We start from the raw sequence: 18647 nt of genomic DNA, 5'->3' as shown, positions 1-18647 counted from the left end.
GTGCCCGTGGCGGCGGCCGGGGCCGCGTTCGAGCCGGCCGCCGACCGGGGGCGGTCCTGCGAGGTGCTGCTGGAGTTCTGAGGGCTCACCCGCGCCACAAGGGGTGTTCCCGTTCCGCCCACTGCCTGCTCACCGTGCCCGTCCGCAGGCCCCGCCTCGCTTCCGGGTCGCCCAGGGCCATGCCGATGTGGCCGGCCAGGACCACACCGATGGTCAGTGCGAGCCAGTCGTGCACGAAGGTCGCCGAGGTGCGCCACATCAGGGGCGTGAGATGGGTGAACCACATCATCAGGCCGGTGCCGAGCATGACCAGCGTGGCGCCGGCGATCCACGCGGCGTAGATCTTCTGGCCGGCGTTGAACTTGCCCGCCGGACGCGAGGAGCGGCGCTTGTCCCGGCTCAGCGCCGCCCACAGCCACACCCGGTCGTGCGGGCCGAAGCGGTTGAGGAAGCGCAGGTCGGCGCGGAAGGCGCGGGAGGCGAGGCCGAGCAGCACCGGCACGGGCAGGGCGAGCCCGGCGCACTCGTGGATGCGGACGACCAGTTCGCGACGGCCGACCATGACCGCCAGCTGGGGGATGTAGAGGACGGCCGCCGTGCCCACGCAGACGCCCATCAGCGCGGCCGTCGTGCGGTGCACCCAGCGCGGGGCCCGGCCGAAGCGGCGGATGCGGGCTTCGGGCGGGGCCGGGGTGTCAGCTCGTAGGCTCATCGGTCCGTCCGTTCGACCGGCCGACCCAGGCGTCGACGTCGTAGCCGAGGTTCTCCCAGTATCCGGGTTCGACCCGGTCGGTGACCGTGATCCCGGAGAGCCACTTGGCCGACTTGTAGAAGTACATGGGGGCGACGTAGAGGCGGACGGGGCCGCCGTGGTCGTGGGAGATGTCCTTGTCCTGCATGCGCAGGGCGACCAGGACGTCCGGGCGGCGGGCCTGGGCCAGGGTGAGGCTCTCGGAGTAGGTGCCGTCGAAGCAGGTGAAGCGGATCGCCTTCGCGGTGGAGCGGACTCCGGCCGCGTCCAGGAGGTGGGAGAGGCGTACGCCCTCGAAGGGCGTGCCCGGGACCCGCCAGCCGGTGACGCACTGGACGTCCTTGACCAGCCGGGTCTGCGGCAGGGCGCGCAGGTCGGCGAGGGTGTAGGTGCGCGGGTGGTCCACCAGGCCGTCGACCTTCAGCTGGTAGTCCGCGGCGTCCCTGTGGGGCACGGAGGCGGCGACGGAGTAGTAGCGGAAGCCGCCGCCGTTGGGCAGCAGACCGGTCAGGCCCGTGGGGTCCTTGCCGGCGACGGCGCCGAGGAAGCCCTCCAGGCCGCGTTGCAGCGTAGGCGCGGCGACGACGCCGAGCGCGCCCAGGCCGAGGGTGCCGAGGAAGACGCGGCGGCCGACGGGTGTGCCGTGCTGTTCCTCGGACTGTTCAGGGTTCACGTTTTCATTCGAGCACTCGGGGCCTTGCCGGGCCAGGGAACGGGGGCAGTGGTCAGACTTCCGTAATCACTTCTTACGTACGTCTCAGAAAGCCGTACGACTCAGTCCCTCAGTGCCCCAGTGCGCGGGCGCGGGCCGTCCGGAAGGCCGCCAGGGGGTCGCTGTGCACGAGGGACCAGGGGGCCGGGGTGGCATGCCGGCCGATGCGCTGGAAGAGGGCCGCCGCCTCGGCCGGGCGGCCGGCGCAGGACAGGGCGAAGGCGAGGTGGTTGAGGTCGATGTGACGGCGGGGGTGTTCGTCGTGCTCCCACTCCAGCCACCAGTCGAAACCGGCGCGCAGGATCCGGCGGGCCCGCGGGCCGGACCAGTGGCCACAGGCGGCGGGGTCGGCGGGGGCCAGGCCGGCGGCGACGAGCACCCGGTAGCGCTCGGCGAGGGCGACGACCGGCAGGACGGCGAGCGGGGAGTCGGCCGGGGCCTCGGCGGCGGCCAGCTCGGCGAAGTCGTACACCTCGTGGTCCTCGGCCGCCCGGCCGCCGGAGGGCCGTTCGGCCAGGCGGGCCAGGAGCAGATGGTGGGCGTGGTGGTGTTCGGCGTGGCGGCGGCGCAGCTCGGCGAAGACGCCGAGCACCTCGTGCTCCGGGCCGAGGGTGCGGGCCAGCTGGAGTAACCCCAGCCAGGGCGTGGGATCGGCGGGGGCGAGTGCGGCGGCCTCGGCGCAGGCCTCGCGGGCCCGGTCGGGATCCTCCTCGCCGCGCAGGGCGCGCCGGACCTGGGCGAGGGCGTACAGCGCGGCGGCGTCGGCGGAGCCCGGTTCGGCGTGCAGCCAGTCACCGGCCCGGGCCACGGCGCAGGGCTCCTGGGCGAGCACGGTCAGGCGGTGACCACGGCGGTCCCAGTCGTCACCCGTGTGCAGCAGCAGGGAGCGGGCGGCCTGACGCCTGCCCTGGGCCAGGGCGGCGCGCGCGGCGCACAGCTCGGTGTCGTCGAGGGCGTCGTCGAGGGTGGCGGAGCCGTCCGGGGCGGTGTCACCGGACTGGTCCGAGTGGGTACGGCGAGCGCCGAGCACGGGTGGGAGAGGGGGCACCGCGGGACTTCCTGTTTCTCGGGCTGCCATCGACCGATCACGCACAGCAAACCCGCAGCCAAGGATCGCGTCAAGCGGAACCAGGCTATTGCTCACTTCAACTACCGTGGCGCCCAGGGAAGTTGAAGAACTTCACGCAGGTGGGCCGGGGCACCCCGGGGCTCCTTGGTGGATCGCTGTGGCGTACGCCATGGCGCAGGGCCGCCCGGCACCGGACCATGGCGAGTCAACCGCCCGGTTCCAGGCCCTTCCGGGTACATGGAGTCCCGGGAGCGCTACAGTCGGCCACTACGCACCCGTGGTCCGGCCGGATGATCGAGGTACGCAGCGTGTCCGTTCTGGTTCTCCTTCTCGCCGTGAGTGCCGCCTGCTGTCTGGGCTTCGGATTCGTGCTCCAGCAGAACGCCGCGGAGAAGGCGCCGCTCAGCGACTACCTGTCGTTCCGGCTGCTGCTCGACCTGATGCGGGTGCCGCGCTGGCTGGGCGGGCTCGGTCTGATGGTGGCCGGCATGGTGCTCGGCGCGATCGCCCTCGGCGAGGGCGAGATCTCCCTGGTCGAACCGCTGCTCGCGACCAACCTGCTGTTCGCGCTGGCCCTGTCCCGGCACCAGACCAAGCAGCCCCTGGGCCGCCAGGGCTGGGCGGGACTGCTGCTGCTCGCGGGCGGGGTGAGCGCGTTCATCATGGCGGGCGAGCCGCGGGCCGGCAGCGCCATCTCCGATCCGCTGCGGCACTGGCTGATCATCGGCGCGATGGTGGGCGCGGCCCTGGTGCTCACGACGTACGGCAGGCGTTCCCGGCTGAGCTGGGGCCCGGTACTGCTGGCCACGGCCGCCGGGCTGCTGTACGGCGTGCAGGACGCGCTGACCCGGGTGAGCGGCACCCGTTTCTCCGAGGGCGGCCTGACCGAGCTGTTCACCGGCTGGCAGCCGTACGGCGTGCTGGCGTGCGGGGTCACCGGGCTCGTCCTGGTGCAGAGCGCGTTCGAGACGGCCCCGCTGCGCATGTCGCTGCCCGCCCTCACCGCCGCCGAGCCGCTCGCCGGGATCCTGTGCGGCGTCGGCTTCCTCGGCGACCGGCTGCACACCGACACGGGGGCGCTGGCCTGGGAGGCGGCCGGGCTGGCGGCCGTGGTGGCCGGCATCATGCTGCTCGGGCTGCATCCGGCGATGCCGTGCGGCACGGCGGACGCGGAGCCGTCGACGCGGGACCTCCAGCGGCGCTGAGCGGGCCCTGCGGGGAACGGGACACGAGCCCCGCTTGGCCGGCACCGGGCACCCCGCTTGGATGGAGCCATGAACCCCGCAGAGGAAATCCTCGACATCGTCGACGAGAACGACCAGGTCATCGGCCAGTACCCGCGCGGCGAGGCGTATGCGAAGGGGCTGCGCCACCGCTGTGTGTTCATCCAAGCCCGGGACGCGGCCGGACGGCTCTTCGTGCACCGGCGCACGGCCACCAAGCTGGTCTTCCCGGCCCTGTACGACATGTTCGTCGGCGGGGTCGTCGGGTCGGGCGAGTCCTACGACGAGGCGGCACTGCGGGAGGCCGAGGAGGAACTGGGAGTGCGGGGGCTGCCGCAGCCGGCCTTCCTGTTCAAGTTCCTGTACGAGGACGGGGCCGGGAACGGCTGGTGGTCGGCGGTGTACGAGGTGCGCTGCGAGCTGCCCGTGAACCCCCAGGCGGAAGAGGTCCAGTGGCACGGCTTCCTGACCGAGGAGGAGGTCGAGCGGCGGCTCGGCGCGTGGGAGTGGGTGCCGGACGGGCTGGCGGCGTACGAGCGGCTGAAGGTGTTCCGGAACAGCGGCTGAGGCGCCGGTAGGGTCGGCCGTGTGAGCGAATTCGTACGGAACATCCGGCTGTGGTTCGCGCCCGAGCAGGTGCGCGACGAGGGCGGCACGCCCGACTACCGGTTCTCGCTGGCCAACGAGCGCACCTTCCTCGCCTGGCTGCGCACGGCCCTCGCGCTGATCGGCGGCGGATTCGCGGTGGACCAGTTCCTGCCGGACCTGCGCTGGGCGTGGCGGGTCGGTCTCGCGCTCGCGCTGCTCGGGGCCGGTGTGCTGTGCTCGCTGCGCGCGGTGAACCACTGGGTGCGCTGCGAGCGGGCGATACGGCGCGGCGAGGACCTGCCCGCCTCCCGGTTCCCGGCGCTGCTGAGCCTGGTCGTCGCGGTGGTGGCCGTGGCGATGGTCGTGGTGGTCCTGGTCGGATGGGAGGGGTGAGCACCGCGGCGGGCCCCGGGGGCCGGGATCCCGGACTGCAGCCCGAGCGCACCCGGCTGGCCTGGCGCCGTACCACCCTGTCCGCCGCCGTGGCCGCCGTACTCGCCGTGCGGGCCGCGCTGCACGGCGGCCCCTCGGCCGGCGGGTTCGTCGCGTGCGCGGTCTGCTGCGCCCTGTGGCTGGGCTTCCTCCGCGTGGCCCACCTCCGCATCCGCGCCCTGGCCCGTGGACCCCGGCCGCCCGCGCTCGCCCCCCGGCATGCGACGGCGGCGGTGCTCTACGCGGTGGCGCTGGCGGTCTGCGCCGCCGTACTCGTCGCCTAGGCCCCGCCGTCACACCCCCACCTGCCCCGGGGTGCCACGCACGCACCCTCGCCGCACCGGGCGAAAGCCGCCACAGCCCACCCGACGCCGCAGGGCCGCCCTCCGGGCGACGACGGGCGTTCGACGACGGGGCCTAGGGGGTTTCCTCGCTCTCCCAGTCCACCGTGACCACGATCTTTCCCCGGGTGCGGCCCTCCTGGTTCAGCCGGTGCGCGTCCGCGGCCCGCTCCAGCGGGAAGGTCTCCTGGACGTGCACGGACACCGCCCCGGCCTCCGCCAGCCGGGCCAGTTCGGCGAGGTCCTCGGCGTCGGGGCGGACGAAGCAGTAACGGCCGCCGTGGCCGACCACCTCCGGGTCGGCGATCGAGGCCAGCCGGCCCTCCGGGGCGAGCAGGCCGGCCGAGGTCTTCAGGGTGTCGCCGCCGATGGTGTCGAAGGCCGCGTCCACGCCGTCCGGGGCGAGCCCACGCACCCGTTCGGCCAGGCCCTCGCCGTACGTCACCGGCTCGCCGCCGAGACCGCGCACGTAGTCGTGGTTGCGCTCGCTCGCCGTGCCGATGACGCGGGCGCCGAGGTGGGCGGCGATCTGGACGGCGAGGGAGCCGACCCCGCCGGCCGCCGCGTGCACCAGCACGGTCTCGCCGCGTTCGACCTCCAGTGCCTTGACGAGCACCTGGTAGGCGGTGAGCCCGGCGAGCGGGAGTCCGGCGGCCTCCGCGAAGGACAGGTTGCGCGGCTTGCGGGCCAGTGTGCGCACGGGCGCGGCGACGTACTCGGCGAAGGTGCCGCGGGAGAGGAAGTCCTCGCGGCAGTAGCCGATGACCTCGTCGCCGACGGCGAACTCCGTGACGGCGGCGCCGGGCTGGACGACCACCCCGCTGACGTCCCAGCCCGGGACGACCGGGAACACGGCGTCGAGGAACGCGTCGAGATGGCCCTCGCGGCACTTCCAGTCGACCGGATTGACGGCCGCCGCACGCACCTTGACCAGCACCTGGTCGGGGCCGACCTTCGGGTCGCGCACCTCGCCGTACTCCAGCACCTCGGGTCCGCCGTAGTGGCTGTAACTGATGCCCTTCATGCCCTAGACCCTCCGGGGTACTCGTACGCCACGCAACCGGTATGCACCGATATGCACCGTTCGCGCGCGTAGCCTGTCCGTCGCCATACCCCCGTACCCCTGAAGGCGAGCACCATGACCACCCTCCATCAGGAACACACCGAGCACAGCACGCACAGCCACGGTCCGGGCTGCGGGCACGACGCCGTGCCGCACGGCGACCACCTGGACTACGCGCACGACGGACATCTGCACCGCGAACACGAGGGCCACTGGGACGAGTGCGAGCCGGCCGGGCACACCGTCCACGCGGACCACGAGCACGTGCACTACGACGAGTGCGGGCACGCCCAGGTGCCGCACGGCGACCACGTCGACTATCTGCACGACGGTCACCGGCACGCCGAGCACGACGGCCACTGGGACGACCACTGACCGGCCGTACCGCCAGGGCCGGCGGCTCCCCGGGCAGCACGCCGGGGAGCCGTCGGCCGTATCGTGGCACCGGTCACGTTTGACCTCCTGTTGGGCGGACGCACTGGACGACATACCGACCGGTCGGCATCATGAGTCGGGTCATGTTCACCCGTTCGTAGGAGTGATGTATGAGCGCCGACCACCCGCCCGGACTCGACCTGGACCGGCTGCGCGCCCTCCTCGACCGCGAGCGCTCCGGTCTGGTGACCGGCCCCCTGACCGGCCGGCTGATCGAGGGCGGACGGTCGAACCTCACCTACGCGCTCTCCGACGGCACCTCGAAGTGGGTCGTCCGCCGGCCCCCGCTCGGCCATGTCCTGGCCACCGCGCACGACATGAAGCGCGAGCACCGCGTGATCAGCGCCCTGCACCCGACCTCCGTGCCGGTGCCGCGCCCGGTGCTGCTGTGCGAGGACGAGGAGGTGCTCGGGGCGCCGTTCTACGTCATGGAGTTCGTCGAGGGCACCCCCTACCGCACCGCCGAGCAGCTCGCCCCGCTGGGCGCCGGACGCACCCGGAACGCGGTGCTGTCCCTGGTGGACACCCTGGTCGAGCTGCACGCGGTGGACCCCGCCGAGGTGGGCCTCGAGGACTTCGGGCGGCCCGAGGGCTTCCTGGACCGGCAGCTGCGCCGCTGGGGCAAGCAGCTGGACGCCTCCCGCAACCGTGAGCTGGCCGGCATCGACGAACTGCACGCGGCCCTCGGCCGGTCCCTGCCCGTCTCCCCCGCCCCGGCCGTCGTCCACGGCGACTACCGGCTCGACAACGTCCTGATCGGACAGGACGACCGGATCACGGCGATCCTCGACTGGGAGATGTCGACCCTCGGCGACCCGCTCACCGACCTGGGCCTGCTGGTGATGTACAGCCAGCCGCTCGGCCTGCCCGACTCCCCCGTGTCGACGACCGCCGGCGCCCCGGGGCACCCCTCCCCGGGGGAGCTGGTCGAGCGGTACGCCGAGCGCTCGGGCCGGGACGTGTCGGCCGTCTCCTGGTACACGGCGTTCGCCTGGTTCAAGCTCGCCGTGATCCTGGAGGGCATCCACTACCGGTACACGCTGGGCCAGACGGTCGGCCGCGGCTTCGACCGGATCGGCGATCTCGTGCCCGTCTTCATCGACCACGGACTGACCACTCTTCAGGAAGGCTGACCCGCCATGGACTTCGCGTTCGACGCGCGCACCGAGGAACTCCGGGCCGCACTCCTGGCCTTCATGGACGAGTACGTGTACCCGGCGGAGGCGGTGGCGGAGGAACAGCGGGCCGCGCTGGCCTCCCCGTGGGACACCCCGGCCGTGGTCGGGGAACTGAAGGCCGAGGCACGCCGGCAGGGCCTGTGGAACCTCTTCCTGCCCGACGCCGAGTACGGCGCCGGGCTGACGAACCTCCAGTACGCGCCGCTCGCCGAGATCACCGGCCGCTCCCCGCATCTCGCGCCCACCGCGACGAACTGCGCCGCGCCCGACACCGGGAACATGGAGGTGCTGGCGCAGTTCGGCAACGAGCAGCAGAAGAAGCAGTGGCTGGAGCCGCTGCTGGCCGGTGAGATCCGCTCGGCGTTCGCGATGACCGAGCCGGAGGTGGCCTCCTCGGACGCCACCAACATCACCACGCACATCCAGCGGGACGGCGACGAGTACGTCATCACCGGCCGCAAGTGGTACATCTCCGGCGCGATGAACCCGGACTGCAGGATCTTCATCGTGATGGGCAAGACGGACCCGGACGGCGCAGACATCCGCCGTCAGCAGTCGATGGTCCTGGTGCCGCGCGACACGCCGGGTGTCACCGTCAAGCGGGCGATGCAGGTCTTCGGCTACGAGGACCACTCCCACGGCGGCCACGCCGAGGTGGTCTTCGACCACGCGCGCGTGCCGGTGTCGAACCTGATCGGCGAGGAGGGCGGCGGCTTCGCCATCGCCCAGGCCCGGCTCGGCCCGGGCCGCATCCACCACTGCATGCGGCTGATCGGCATGGCCGAGCGGGCGATCGAGCTGATGTGCCGCCGGGCGGTCTCGCGCACCGCGTTCGGCAAGCCGCTGGCCCAGCAGGGAGTGGTCCAGAACTGGATCGCCGACGCCCGGGTCACCGTCGAGCAGCTACGGCTGCTGGTGCTGAAGACGGCCTGGCTGATGGACACCGTCGGCAACAAGGGTGCCCACACGGAGATCCAGGCCATCAAGATCGCCACTCCGCGTGCGGTGGTCGGCATCCTCGACCGGGCCATCCAGCTGCACGGCGCGGGCGGGGTGAGCCAGGACTTCCCGCTGGCCGAGCTGTACGCGAGCGCCCGCACCCTGATGCTCGCCGACGGCCCGGACGAGGTCCACCAGCGGTCGCTGGCGCGGCGGGAGCTGAAGAAGTACCTGTAAGGGAGCACAGCCAAGGGGCGGCCGCCGGTGCGGCCGCCCCTTGCTCGTGCCCTTCGTTCTGCTGCCCTAGGGCCGCAGTGCCCGCAGCAGCAGGTCGGCGAGGTGGTCGGCGACCTGCTGGGGGGTCAGGGGGCCGTCGGGGCGGTACCAGGTGGACAGGTGGTGGACGGAGCCGAAGTGGTAGTCCACCACCAGGTCGGCCGGCGTCGCCGTGGAGAAGACGCCCGCCTTCTGGCCCTCCTCGATCAGCGCGCGGAACCGTTCGTGGTAGCGCCGGCGCTCCGCGCGGACCTGCTTGTTCTTCTCCGGGCTCAGGTGGTGCATGGACCGGAAGAAGATCATCGCGTCGTCGAGGTTCTCGATCGTCGTGACGACCACGTCCGCCGCGGCACCTCTGAGCCGTTCCTCCACCGGCGCGTCCATGCCGGCGAAGTGGTCGAGCCGCTCCTGCTGGATGCGCAGCACGCGCGCGTACACCTCGTGCAGGAGGTCGTCCTTGGAGCCGAAGTAGTGGTACAGCGCCCCCTTGGTGACGCCGGCCGCCTCCACGATCTCCTGCACGGAGGTGCGGTCGTACCCCTGCTCGGCGAAGAGCCGGGTGGCGGCGGCCAGCAACCGCTGCGGTACGGGCGTCCCGTCTCCGTCCGTCGTCCTGGGCACTGCCGCCACCTGCCTTTCCTCGTCGCCTACTGACCGGCGTTGCTGTTGTGGTGCGCGCGGGAACGCAGTTCCCGACGGAGGATCTTCCCACTCGCCGTCTTGGGCAGGTCGGGCAGGATCTCCACCTGGCGCGGGTATTTGTACGCGGCCAGTCTCTCCTTGCAGTACACCGCGAGTTCGTCCGGGGTCGCGCCGGCGCCCGGACGCAGGCTGATATAGGCCTTGACGGTCTCGCCACGATAGCCGTCGGGAACGCCGACGACGGCCGCCTCGCGCACCGCCGGGTGGGTGTACAGCACGTCCTCGACCTCACGGGGCCACACCTTGAAGCCGGACGCGTTGATCATGTCCTTCTTGCGGTCGACGACGTACAGCCAGCCCTGTGCGTCCATGAAGCCGATGTCGCCGGTGCGCAGCTCGCCGTCCGGGAAGGTCTCGGCGGTGGCGTCCGGGCGCCGCCAGTAGCCGGGGATGACCTGGGGGCCGCGTACGACGATCTCGCCCTGCTCCCCGAAGGGCACGTCGGCGCCCTGCTCGTCCACGATCCGCACGAGCGTGTCGGCGCCGGGCACACCCACCGACAGGGTCCCGGAGACGGGGTCCACGGGCGCCTCCAGGCCGGGCGGGACGGCGGCACACGGGCCGGAGCACTCGGTGAGGCCGTAGCCGACGCGGATGTACGGCCCGAAGCGCTCGCGGAACCTCTCCACCAGCGCGGGCGGCACGGGCGCGCCGCCGGAGGACAGGTTCACGAAGGAGGAGAAGTGCTCCGTGGTGGCGTCCGGGTGGGCGGCGAGCGCCATGTAGGCGGTGGACGGGCCGACCGTGTAGTGCGGGCGGTGCTCCGCGAAGGCCTCCAGGACCAGTCCGGGCTCGAAGCGGTAGGCGAGCACCAGGGTGCCCGCGCTGTTCAGGCAGGCGGCGAACTGGCACACCATGCCCGTGATGTGGAACAGCGGCGCGAGGGCGTAGTAGACGGGTGCCTCGGGCAGCGCGAGGCCGGTCCGCTGCCGTTCGGCGTTGTGCATGATGTTGCCGTGCGTGTTGGTGGCGCCCTTGGGGGTGCCACTGGTGCCGGAGGTGTAGCTGATCAGCGCGGTGTCGTCCGGGCGCGGGTCGCGGTTCTCGGGGGGCTTTCCGCCCTGCCGGGCGACGGCCACGAGGTCGTCGGCGTCCGGCGCCCCGGGCAGCCGCTCGAACCCGAGCACGCGCGCGTCGTCGCGTGTCTGGAAGTCCCGCTCGCAGGCGGTGAGGACGACCCGCACGGGCGAGTCGGCGGCCGTGGTGCGCAGATACGACTCCCAGGCCCGGTCGGAGCAGACCAGCGCGGCCACCTCACCGTCCCGCAGGACGTGCCCGACCTCGCCCGACTTGTACATGGGGTTGACCGGGACGACCGTCGCGCCGGCCTTCCAGGCGCCGAGGACGGCGAGCACGAAGTGCGGGGAGTTCTGCAGCAGCACGGCCACCCGGTCGCCGCGCTCCAGCCCGCGCGCGGCGAGGTGGGCGGCGACGGAGTCGGTCAGCTCGTCCACCTCGCGGTAGCTGAGCCGGGCGTCGAAGTAGGCGAGGAAGGTGCGGTCGGGCGCCTCGGCGACGGCGGCCCGCAGGGCGTGCACGACGGAGTCGGCGGGGGTGACCGGAGCGCGCTGGGCGTCGTCGAGCAGGGCCAGCCAGGGCCGGTCCGCGTACCGGGAGACGCTCACCGGGCTTCCTCCCACTTGCGCTGGAGGTGGTTCATGCCGCCCAGCCAGCGATCCGGCTCGGCGGCCCGCGCCTGGTAGTACTCGGCCACCTCGGGGTGGGGCAGGATCAGGAAGCGGTCCTCCTCGATGCCCTGGAACAGGGCGTCGGCGACGGCCTCCGGCTCGATCGCCGTCGGGTGGAGCACCAGGTCCCCGGCGCTGCCGGTCGCGGCCAGCATGTCCGTCCGCACCCCCTGCGGACAGATGGCGTGCACCTTCAGGCCCCGGTGGCGGTACGTCAGCGACAGCCATTCGGCGAAGGCGTAGGCGCCGTGCTTGGTGACGCTGTAGGAGGGGGCGCCGATCATGGTGAGGAGCCCGGCGGCCGACACGGTGGACACGAACCGTCCGGCGCCCCGCTCCAGCCACCCGGGCAGCAGCTCGTGTGCCGCGCGGACGTGCGCCATGACGTTCACGTCCCAGGAGACCGCCCAGGACCTCTCGTCGAGCGGCCCGTCCGGGCCGCCGTCCTCGAAGGCGACACCGGCGTTGGCGCAGTAGACGTCGACGGTGCCGCCGAGCGCGTCCCGGGCGTCGCCGACGATCACGGAGGCGTCGCCCGGCACGGCGATCCCGCCGATCTCCTCGGCCACCGCCTTGGCCCTCTCGCCATCCAGGTCGTTCACGACCACCCGGGCGCCCTCGGCGGCGAACCGCCGGGCCAACGCGGCCCCGATCCCACCGCCGGCCCCGGTGACGACCACTCCCGCATCCTGCACGGCTTCCACCATCGGTCTCCTTCGACACGACTTCGCGCGGCGCGCATTGGCTCTGATCGGCCCAGACTAACCGGTCGGTATGTGTGAAGGAAGGGCCACGGCACCAACCTCCAGCCATGGACCTGTCCCGACGGAACCTCCTCACATCGGCAACGGTGGCCGCCCTTCCGGCCACCCCCGGACACCGCGAGGCACTGCGCACCGGCTTCGAAAGACTCGCGGCCGACGGCTACTCCCTGCTGCAGGGCCGGCGCGTCGGTGTCGTCACCAACCCCACCGGCATCACCACGGACACCAGCCACATCGTCGACGTGATGCACCAGGACCCCCGCGTCAGGCTGACGGCGGTCTTCGGCCCCGAACACGGCTTCAGGGGCACCGCGCAGGCCGGCGGCTCCGAGGGCCGCTACGACGACCCGGCGACAGGACTGCCGGTCTACGACACGTACCTGAAGAGCGGCAAGCCCCTCGCCGACATCTTCACCGCCTCCGGTGTCGACACGGTCGTCTTCGACATCCAGGACGTCGGGGCGCGCTTCTACACGTACATCTGGACGCTCTACGACTGCATGGAGGCGGCCCAGCTCGCCGGCAAACACTTCGTCGTCCTGGACCGGCCGAACCCGGTCACCGGCCGGGACGCCCAAGGCCCGGTCCTGCACAAGGAGTTCGCCACGTTCGTCGGCCGGCAGCCCATCGCGCAGGCGCACGGGATGACCGTCGCGGAGCTGGCACGGCTGTTCAACGGTGAGTTCCTGAGCAAGCCGGTCGCGCTGGACACCGTCCTGATGGCGGGCTGGAAACGGACCTGGTTCCACGACGTCTCCGGACTGCCCTGGGTCCCGCCGAGCCCGAACATGCCGACCCCGGACACGGCCCTCGTCTACTCCGGCACCTGTATGTTCGAGGGCACCAACGTCTCCGAGGGCCGGGGCACGACCAGGCCCTTCGAGCTGCTCGGTGCCGAGGGCGTCGACGGCCGCTGGGCCGCGGCCGCGAACGGGCTCGGGCTGCCCGGGGTGCGGTTCAGGGAGGCGTACTTCGCGCCCACCTTCTCCAAGTTCCAGGGCAGGACGGTCGGCGGGGTGCAGATCCATGTCCACGACCGGGCCGCCTACGACCCCGTACGCACCGGTGTCGCACTGCTGGTGACCGTCAGGAAGGTCTGGAGCGGCTTCGCGTGGCGCGCTGACAACTGGATCGACAAGCTCACCGGTTCCGCGCGGGTGCGCACGATGATCGACGCGGGGGCGGACACCGACGAGGTGACCGGTGCCTGGCAGGAGGAGCTCGCCGCGTTCCGGCGGATCCGAAAGGAATATCTCCTGTACAAGTGAGGCGCGGTGGATGGCCAACTCTGCCCCGGAGCAGGACGATACGTCCGCGACGCATCGTTTCAGGGGGGACGAGGGAGCCTGACATGGCGGATCCTGGGATGAGCGTGACTCCCTACTGGGAGCTGACCTTCGACACGGACGGGGACGTGGAGGGCCCCGAACGCGACCGTCTGACGGCGCAGGTCACGGAGCACGGCGTCCGTGACCTGATCGTCTTCGCACACGGCTGGAACGACGACCGCTCGGCCGCGACCGCGCTGTACCGCCGTTTCTACGCGCCGGTCCCGGCCCTCGCCCCACGGGCCCGCCTCGGCTACGTGGGCGTGATCTGGCCGTCGATGCGGTTCAGCGACGAGCCGATCCCGGACTTCCCGAAGTCGCCGGCGGCCGCGGCGGCGGAGACGGCCCCGGGTCCGGCGCTGGACAAGGTCACCCGGCGCGGACTGCTGGAGACCTTCCCGGGCCGCGCACCCGTGATCGACCAGCTGGCCCGGATGCTGGACGAACGGCCGGGCGGCGCCGCGGGGCTGACGGAGTTCGGGCGGCTGGTGCGGCTGCTGGTGGACGCGGAGGCGCCCGGGGTGTCCGACACCGGGGAGGAGGGCGACCCGGCCGTGTTCACCGAGGACCCGGCGACGGCCTGCGCCGCGTTCGCCGACGCGCTCGCCGCGGTCCGGTCGCCCGGCGCACCGGCCGGGTTCCGCATCCCGAACCCCTGGGACGGTGCCAAGGAGCTGCTGCGGCAGGCGGCGTACTACACGATGAAGCGGCGTGCCGGGACGATCGGCGAGCACGGACTCGGGCCGGTGATCGGGCAGTTGGCGCACGCGGCACCCGGGGTACGGGTGCATCTGGCCGGACACAGCTTCGGCGCACGGCTGGTGTCGTTCGCGCTGTGCGGGCTGCCCGACGACGTACGCGCGGTGAAGTCCGTGACCCTCCTCCAGGGGGCCTTCTCGCACTACGCGTTCGCGGACGGGCTGCCCCAGGACCCGCACCGGGCGGGCGCGCTCAAGGACCGGCAGCGGCGGATCGACGGCCCCCTGGTGTGCTGCCACTCGCACTTCGACACGGCCCTCGGCACGTTCTATCCGCTGGCCTCCCGGCTGTCCGGGGACGACCGCTCGTACACGGGCAGCGCGATCGAGGCCGTGCTGGGCCCGCGGTGGGGCGCGATGGGCCATGACGGGGTGCAGGCGGTGCCGGGGACCGTCCGGCTGGATCTCGCGGCGGCCCTCGCCGGGCCGCTGCCGGCGTCGGGGTGCGTGAACGTCGACGCTGCGGCCGTGGTCCGGCGCGGGGGTCCTCCGACCGGGGCGCACAGCGACATCCTGCACCCCGAACTGGCCCGGCTGGTGCTGGCGGCGGGCCGTGTCACCTGACCCGCCGCCAACGGCCGTCGGCCTATCTGTGTGAGGTGTACTCCACCACCTGCTGGAACGTCGGCCGGTTCTGCCAGCTGATCCTGCCGTGCTTGATGCCGCCCAGGGTGCGCTGGACGATGGAGTCGGCGCACCACTGGTCGCCGGCCGAGCACTGGCCGTCGCCCGGGTAGACCTGGGCCGCGGTCGTCCCGGCCGCCTGCTTGAGGGTGCCGATCAGGGTGTCCCGGCAGGCGCCGAGGCTGCCGCCGCCGCAGTACTTCTCGGCGAGCCCGCCCCGCACGTTCTCGCCGAGCACCGCCCGGATGTCCTTGTCGACATAGCTCCACCAGCCGTACTGGAAGGAGCTCCCGGCGTGCGAGCCGGTCGGGCCGTGTCCGGCGGAAGGGGTCTCGTCGATGGGCGCGTTGCCCGTGAAGGCGGTGTACAGGTCACTGCCGAGGCCCGGTTCGAACTCCGCCTTGACCAGCAGCGGCCACCAGGCGTCCAGGATGCGGATCGCGTCGGCGTTGGCGTAGGTCCTGGAACCGGCGGAGGTCTCCGTGCGCTTGGCGCCCGCGGTGACCCACGCCTGCAGCTTGCTCACCGCGTCGGCGGCCGTGGAGTCGGTCACCGGCGAGGAGTCGATCACCTTGAGCAGCTTGGGCAGCACGTCCTCGGCGCGCAGGTCGGCGAGGGCCGCGTCCGCCATGGCCTGCACCAGTTCGGCGCGGGTCACCCCGCCGGCCGCGACCAGCTTCTTCACCCGGTCGTCGAGCAGGTTGCCGCGGTGCACGGAGCCGTCGGCCCAGCCGGCCGCCGCGTAGTCCTTGGCCTGCTTGTTGTTCCAGGAGACGTAGTAGTCCTGGTCGACGGAGCCGGGGTGGGCGGAGGCCGGGGTGTAGTCGGCCGTGTTGGTCGCCGGGTCCCAGGTGCGCCACTCGTACGCGGGCTGCGCCCAGACCGGGAAGTCTGCGGCGACCCCGTCGGCGCGGACCGGGTTGTCGCCGCTGTTGTAGTACGCGGTGTGCCGGGAGTCGGCGTAGAACCAGTTGAAGGTGTAGTTGATGTGCTGGGCCGCGCTCTGGAAGTCCTTCGGTCCCTTGACGTAGCCGGGGTCGTTCAGCATCTGGAAGCCGATGATCGAATCGGCCTCGTGCAGGTAGGAGGAGCGCAGCGAGGTGTAGGCGACCTTCTTGCCGCCGACGGTCGCGCGGTACTCCACCGGGCCGTACTTCGTCCGCCAGACCCGCATCGTGTACGACCCCGCCGGCGTGCTGTCGGCCATGGTCGGTGACCAGGAGTTCTTCTGCTCGATCCGGTCCATGGCCGTACAGGTGCCGTGGTACAGGTAGTGGTAGTCGTCCTGGCACAGTTCGACGGCGTAGGTGTCGATGATGTCCTGGCCCGAGGTGGTCGCGCTCCAGGAGTAGTCCTGGCCGCGGCCGAGTTCGACGTACATGCCCAGGCCGGCGAAGGAGGCGCCGCGCGCGCTGATGCCCGGCCCCTGGATCTCCTGCAGCATGAGCAGCTGCGGGGCGAAGTAGCCGGTCTGCGGTCCGAAGACGGCGATCGGGTGGCCGCTGGCGGTGTACTTGCCGCTGACCACGAGCGCGTTGGACATACCCCGCCTGGCCGAGCTGAGCGTGGTCTTCGCGGCGGTGGCCGAGGTGCTCTTGGCGGTGGTGGTGGCCGCGCTGCCCGTACGGTCGTAGACCAGGGGCTCCTGGGTGACCGAGCCGGCGTCGGGCAGGGCCTCGCCCTTGGCGTCGGCGGGCTCGGCGGCGTACGGGAAGCTCTCGCCGTCGTGGACGGTCAGGACGGCCTCGGGGTCGTTGCGTTCACGGAAGGACTCCCAGACCTTGGTGCCCTCCTCGACGCCGTACTTGGACTGGGCGGCGATCAGCGAGAGGGCGTTGTTGACCTCGCCGCCTCCCCCGGCGCCGAACAGCGAACCGATCACGGAGGCCAGCGCCACGAGGTCGGTGACCTTGAAGTGCTCGATGGTGCCGGCGTTGGTGATCGGGTCCTTGTGGCCGGTCAGGTCGTACTCGCCGGGGAAGTAGCGTCCGCTGTCGGAGGCGTCGATGTAGGCGTTGATGCCGTCGAGATAGGCCTTGACGTCGGCGAGGGCCTGCTGGCCGCGGGCGCCGTTCTTCGTGACGGCGTTGTCGATCTGCGCCTGCAGGTCGGCCTCGCTGTAGGGCGCGTTGCGGTAGAACTCCTGCTCCAGGCCCTGGTTGGCGGCGGCACCGCCGGCGAAGGAGGTCAGCTGGCCGCGGCCGACGTGCCGGAAGACGTCCATCAGCCACAGCCGGTCCTCGGCCGCCGCGTAACCGGCGCCGTACTCGGTGCCGTACCGGGTGGTGCCGGTGATGTGCGGCACACCGGCCTTCTTGTCCCGGACGATGGTCACGTCGCCGCGCCCGCCCGGCTTCTCGGTGGAGGCGACCTGGTCGGACGGGACGCCGAAGGAGGAGTCGTTGAAGAAGTTGTTGATCGTGGCGTCGGTCAGGCGCGGGTAGCCGGTCGCGAGGTTCGCGTACGGGCCGAGCTGGTCCTCCGCGTGCGACGGCTGGGTGCCGAAGGCCTGGTTGAGCAGGATCTGCGCGAGGGTCGCGTTGCCGTTCTCGCCGGGCGGCAGGATGTCCGAGCACTGGCCGCCGCAGTAGTCGTTCGAGGCGGTGGCGTCGGCGGTGGCCGGCGTCTGGGTGAGGGGGGAGAGAAGTCCGGCGACGAGCACGCATATCGACGCGGACTTCAGGAACCCGGTGAAGCGGCGGGACGTTCTCAGTCTGTCAAGGGCGGTACGTGGGGTTCGCCGTGGCATGTGGCGGCTCCTAGCGACAGGGGTGGCCGAAGGTTACCGCCGGTATCCCCAGGTTTAAAGATGAGCATGCGTCACTTTCCGGAGTGCGCAAGCAGGATCACGAGAAGAGATGGAGCCGAATCGCCTGTCGATACGTCTATTCGGCGACGTCCGTGCGACGACGCCGAAGTGACCGAAGTACAGGTGCAGGTGTGACGGAGGTGCAGGGCGATGGCCGGTTTCCGGAGTCTGGCGAGACAGGTACGCGATCCGGGCTGCGATCTGGCACTGCGGCGGTACTCGCTGCGCAAGTGCCTTGAGAAGTTCGCCCCTTACGGGCATCGGGCGACCTGGGACCATCTGTGCTCCCGGGCGGGCTTCGGCCCCGAGGACCGCTCCCCCGACCCGGCGCGGCTCGTGGCCGCACTGGAGGAACTGGAGGAGGCCCGCTGTGTCTGGCTCGCCTACGAGACCGAGTTCACCGAGCGGCGCAGGAAGGAGAAGCACGACGGGCTGCGCAGGCCGGGCAGCGTGGACGACTGGCACCGGCTGACCTGGGGCGGTTTCGGGGTCGCCTGGTGCGACGACCCGCGGATCCACCCCGCCGAACCGCTGGCGGAGGTGCTGCGCCGACTGATCGCCGCCCTGGAGCGGGAACCGGGCGCGGGCTGCCCGGTGTGCGGCGCCGACCGCCTGGTCTGGCGGTACGGCCTGGACCACGAGCCGTCGTCCGGCCCGGTCTGCACGGACTGCGGCATCCTCGTGCCGCGACCGGTTCTCACCCCGCAGGCACTGGAGTGCGCAAGGCGGGGGCGGCTGCTGATGTCGGCCTGAGCGATGGTGCAACGGGGGGCCGATCCGGGGGGTGCGCAGGGGGATGCCGCCCCCCTGCGGGCGCCCCCGAAGGGGCGGGGCCGCAGCGGTGTACGGCGCCGCCGCGTGGGCACCGCGACGGGGTCCCCGCGGGGTCGAGCGGAGCCGAGAACCCGGGGGGAGCGACCGGTCACGACGAGGCGGACGCCCTACGGCCCGGCGTGGCGCGAGGGCG

General features: G+C 72.1%; 18 protein-coding genes. 10 read left to right on the top strand and 8 right to left on the bottom strand.

Annotation, left to right across the window (positions count from 1 at the left end; translation table 11 throughout):
• Positions 1-85: 85 nt before the first annotated feature.
• From ACWC94_RS24225 to ACWC94_RS24215, 3 genes are all read right to left on the bottom strand, one after another.
• Complete coding sequence (locus tag ACWC94_RS24225; RefSeq protein WP_450798996.1) at positions 86-712, bottom strand: cytochrome b/b6 domain-containing protein; 627 nt, start codon at positions 710-712, stop codon at positions 86-88.
• On the bottom strand, positions 696-1424 hold the full coding sequence (locus ACWC94_RS24220) for a molybdopterin-dependent oxidoreductase (protein WP_450798995.1): 729 nt from the start codon (positions 1422-1424) through the stop codon (positions 696-698). The genes ACWC94_RS24225 and ACWC94_RS24220 overlap by 17 nt, the downstream gene beginning before the upstream one ends.
• Positions 1425-1533: 109 nt before the next feature.
• Entirely contained in the window at positions 1534-2511 is a 978-nt protein-coding gene (locus ACWC94_RS24215; RefSeq protein WP_450798994.1) for a hypothetical protein, read from the bottom strand.
• Positions 2512-2840: 329 nt separating this feature from the next.
• Here ACWC94_RS24215 and ACWC94_RS24210 point away from each other — a divergent pair, with 329 nt between their 5' ends.
• The 4 genes from ACWC94_RS24210 to ACWC94_RS24195 all read left to right on the top strand — a co-directional run bounded on the left by ACWC94_RS24210 (position 2841) and on the right by ACWC94_RS24195 (position 5059).
• A complete protein-coding gene (locus ACWC94_RS24210) occupies positions 2841-3737 on the top strand; it encodes a DMT family transporter (RefSeq protein ID WP_450798993.1) in 897 nt (298 codons plus the stop codon).
• 69 nt (positions 3738-3806) lie between these two features.
• Positions 3807-4322 (top strand): NUDIX hydrolase, encoded by a 516-nt coding sequence (locus ACWC94_RS24205; protein ID WP_450798992.1) that lies wholly within the window; start codon positions 3807-3809, stop codon positions 4320-4322.
• A gap of 21 nt (positions 4323-4343) precedes the next feature.
• Positions 4344-4736 carry a YidH family protein gene (locus ACWC94_RS24200; protein WP_450798991.1) on the top strand — a complete coding sequence of 131 codons (393 nt, stop codon included), beginning with the start codon at positions 4344-4346 and terminating at the stop codon, positions 4734-4736.
• Positions 4724-5059 carry a DUF202 domain-containing protein gene (locus ACWC94_RS24195; protein ID WP_450798989.1) on the top strand — a complete coding sequence of 112 codons (336 nt, stop codon included), beginning with the start codon at positions 4724-4726 and terminating at the stop codon, positions 5057-5059. The genes ACWC94_RS24200 and ACWC94_RS24195 overlap by 13 nt, the downstream gene beginning before the upstream one ends.
• Positions 5060-5192: 133 nt before the next feature.
• On the opposite strand, the gene ACWC94_RS24190 is transcribed toward ACWC94_RS24195, so the two are convergent.
• A complete protein-coding gene (locus ACWC94_RS24190; RefSeq protein WP_450798987.1) occupies positions 5193-6140 on the bottom strand; it encodes an NADP-dependent oxidoreductase in 948 nt (315 codons plus the stop codon).
• A 114-nt stretch (positions 6141-6254) separates the two neighbouring features.
• Here ACWC94_RS24190 and ACWC94_RS24185 point away from each other — a divergent pair, with 114 nt between their 5' ends.
• The 3 genes from ACWC94_RS24185 (at position 6255) to ACWC94_RS24175 (ending at position 8968) form a co-directional block, all read left to right on the top strand.
• Positions 6255-6554, top strand: coding sequence for a hypothetical protein (locus tag ACWC94_RS24185; protein WP_450798986.1), 300 nt, complete (start codon positions 6255-6257; stop codon positions 6552-6554).
• A gap of 170 nt (positions 6555-6724) precedes the next feature.
• Positions 6725-7747 carry a phosphotransferase family protein gene (locus tag ACWC94_RS24180; protein ID WP_450798985.1) on the top strand — a complete coding sequence of 341 codons (1023 nt, stop codon included), beginning with the start codon at positions 6725-6727 and terminating at the stop codon, positions 7745-7747.
• A gap of 6 nt (positions 7748-7753) precedes the next feature.
• Positions 7754-8968 (top strand): acyl-CoA dehydrogenase, encoded by a 1215-nt coding sequence (locus tag ACWC94_RS24175; RefSeq protein WP_450798983.1) that lies wholly within the window; start codon positions 7754-7756, stop codon positions 8966-8968.
• Positions 8969-9034: 66 nt separating this feature from the next.
• On the opposite strand, the gene ACWC94_RS24170 is transcribed toward ACWC94_RS24175, so the two are convergent.
• The 3 genes from ACWC94_RS24170 to ACWC94_RS24160 are packed head-to-tail and all read right to left on the bottom strand — an operon-like array spanning position 9035 to position 12104.
• On the bottom strand, positions 9035-9628 hold the full coding sequence (locus ACWC94_RS24170) for a TetR/AcrR family transcriptional regulator (RefSeq protein WP_450798982.1): 594 nt from the start codon (positions 9626-9628) through the stop codon (positions 9035-9037).
• Between the two features lie 26 nt (positions 9629-9654).
• Complete coding sequence (locus ACWC94_RS24165; RefSeq protein WP_450798981.1) at positions 9655-11334, bottom strand: class I adenylate-forming enzyme family protein; 1680 nt, start codon at positions 11332-11334, stop codon at positions 9655-9657.
• A complete protein-coding gene (locus ACWC94_RS24160; RefSeq protein ID WP_450798980.1) occupies positions 11331-12104 on the bottom strand; it encodes an SDR family oxidoreductase in 774 nt (257 codons plus the stop codon). Before ACWC94_RS24160 ends, ACWC94_RS24165 begins: the two co-directional genes overlap by 4 nt.
• A 104-nt stretch (positions 12105-12208) precedes the next feature.
• On the opposite strand from ACWC94_RS24160, the gene ACWC94_RS24155 reads away from it, so the two are divergent.
• Both ACWC94_RS24155 and ACWC94_RS24150 read left to right on the top strand, forming a co-directional pair.
• Complete coding sequence (locus ACWC94_RS24155) at positions 12209-13429, top strand: exo-beta-N-acetylmuramidase NamZ family protein (RefSeq protein ID WP_450798979.1); 1221 nt, start codon at positions 12209-12211, stop codon at positions 13427-13429.
• An 83-nt stretch (positions 13430-13512) separates the two neighbouring features.
• Positions 13513-14811, top strand: coding sequence for a serine-threonine protein kinase (locus tag ACWC94_RS24150; RefSeq protein WP_450798978.1), 1299 nt, complete (start codon positions 13513-13515; stop codon positions 14809-14811).
• 22 nt (positions 14812-14833) lie between these two features.
• On the opposite strand, the gene ACWC94_RS24145 is transcribed toward ACWC94_RS24150, so the two are convergent.
• The gene (locus ACWC94_RS24145) at positions 14834-17620 is read right to left on the bottom strand and encodes a penicillin acylase family protein (RefSeq protein WP_450798977.1); all 2787 of its coding nucleotides are present in this window, start codon (positions 17618-17620) and stop codon (positions 14834-14836) included.
• A 210-nt stretch (positions 17621-17830) separates the two neighbouring features.
• Here ACWC94_RS24145 and ACWC94_RS24140 point away from each other — a divergent pair, with 210 nt between their 5' ends.
• A complete protein-coding gene (locus ACWC94_RS24140) occupies positions 17831-18433 on the top strand; it encodes a hypothetical protein (protein ID WP_450798976.1) in 603 nt (200 codons plus the stop codon).
• The last annotated feature ends 214 nt before the right edge of the window (positions 18434-18647 follow it).

This window comes from Streptomyces sp. NPDC001135, from assembly GCF_053598395.1.
The sequence above is the reverse complement of the archived record's forward strand: the minus strand, read 5'-3'. Positions and strand labels throughout refer to the sequence as shown.

Coding starts and splice junctions, on each gene's coding strand:
- ACWC94_RS24225 (WP_450798996.1), bottom strand. CDS start 712: ATGAGCCTACGAGCTGACACCCCGGCCCCGCCCGAAGCCCGCATCCGC.
- ACWC94_RS24205 (WP_450798992.1), top strand. CDS start 3,807: ATGAACCCCGCAGAGGAAATCCTCGACATCGTCGACGAGAACGACCAG.
- ACWC94_RS24195 (WP_450798989.1), top strand. CDS start 4,724: ATGGGAGGGGTGAGCACCGCGGCGGGCCCCGGGGGCCGGGATCCCGGA.
- ACWC94_RS24190 (WP_450798987.1), bottom strand. CDS start 6,140: ATGAAGGGCATCAGTTACAGCCACTACGGCGGACCCGAGGTGCTGGAG.
- ACWC94_RS24185 (WP_450798986.1), top strand. CDS start 6,255: ATGACCACCCTCCATCAGGAACACACCGAGCACAGCACGCACAGCCAC.
- ACWC94_RS24180 (WP_450798985.1), top strand. CDS start 6,725: ATGAGCGCCGACCACCCGCCCGGACTCGACCTGGACCGGCTGCGCGCC.
- ACWC94_RS24175 (WP_450798983.1), top strand. CDS start 7,754: ATGGACTTCGCGTTCGACGCGCGCACCGAGGAACTCCGGGCCGCACTC.
- ACWC94_RS24160 (WP_450798980.1), bottom strand. CDS start 12,104: ATGGTGGAAGCCGTGCAGGATGCGGGAGTGGTCGTCACCGGGGCCGGC.
- ACWC94_RS24155 (WP_450798979.1), top strand. CDS start 12,209: ATGGACCTGTCCCGACGGAACCTCCTCACATCGGCAACGGTGGCCGCC.
- ACWC94_RS24150 (WP_450798978.1), top strand. CDS start 13,513: ATGGCGGATCCTGGGATGAGCGTGACTCCCTACTGGGAGCTGACCTTC.
- ACWC94_RS24145 (WP_450798977.1), bottom strand. CDS start 17,620: ATGCCACGGCGAACCCCACGTACCGCCCTTGACAGACTGAGAACGTCC.
- ACWC94_RS24140 (WP_450798976.1), top strand. CDS start 17,831: ATGGCCGGTTTCCGGAGTCTGGCGAGACAGGTACGCGATCCGGGCTGC.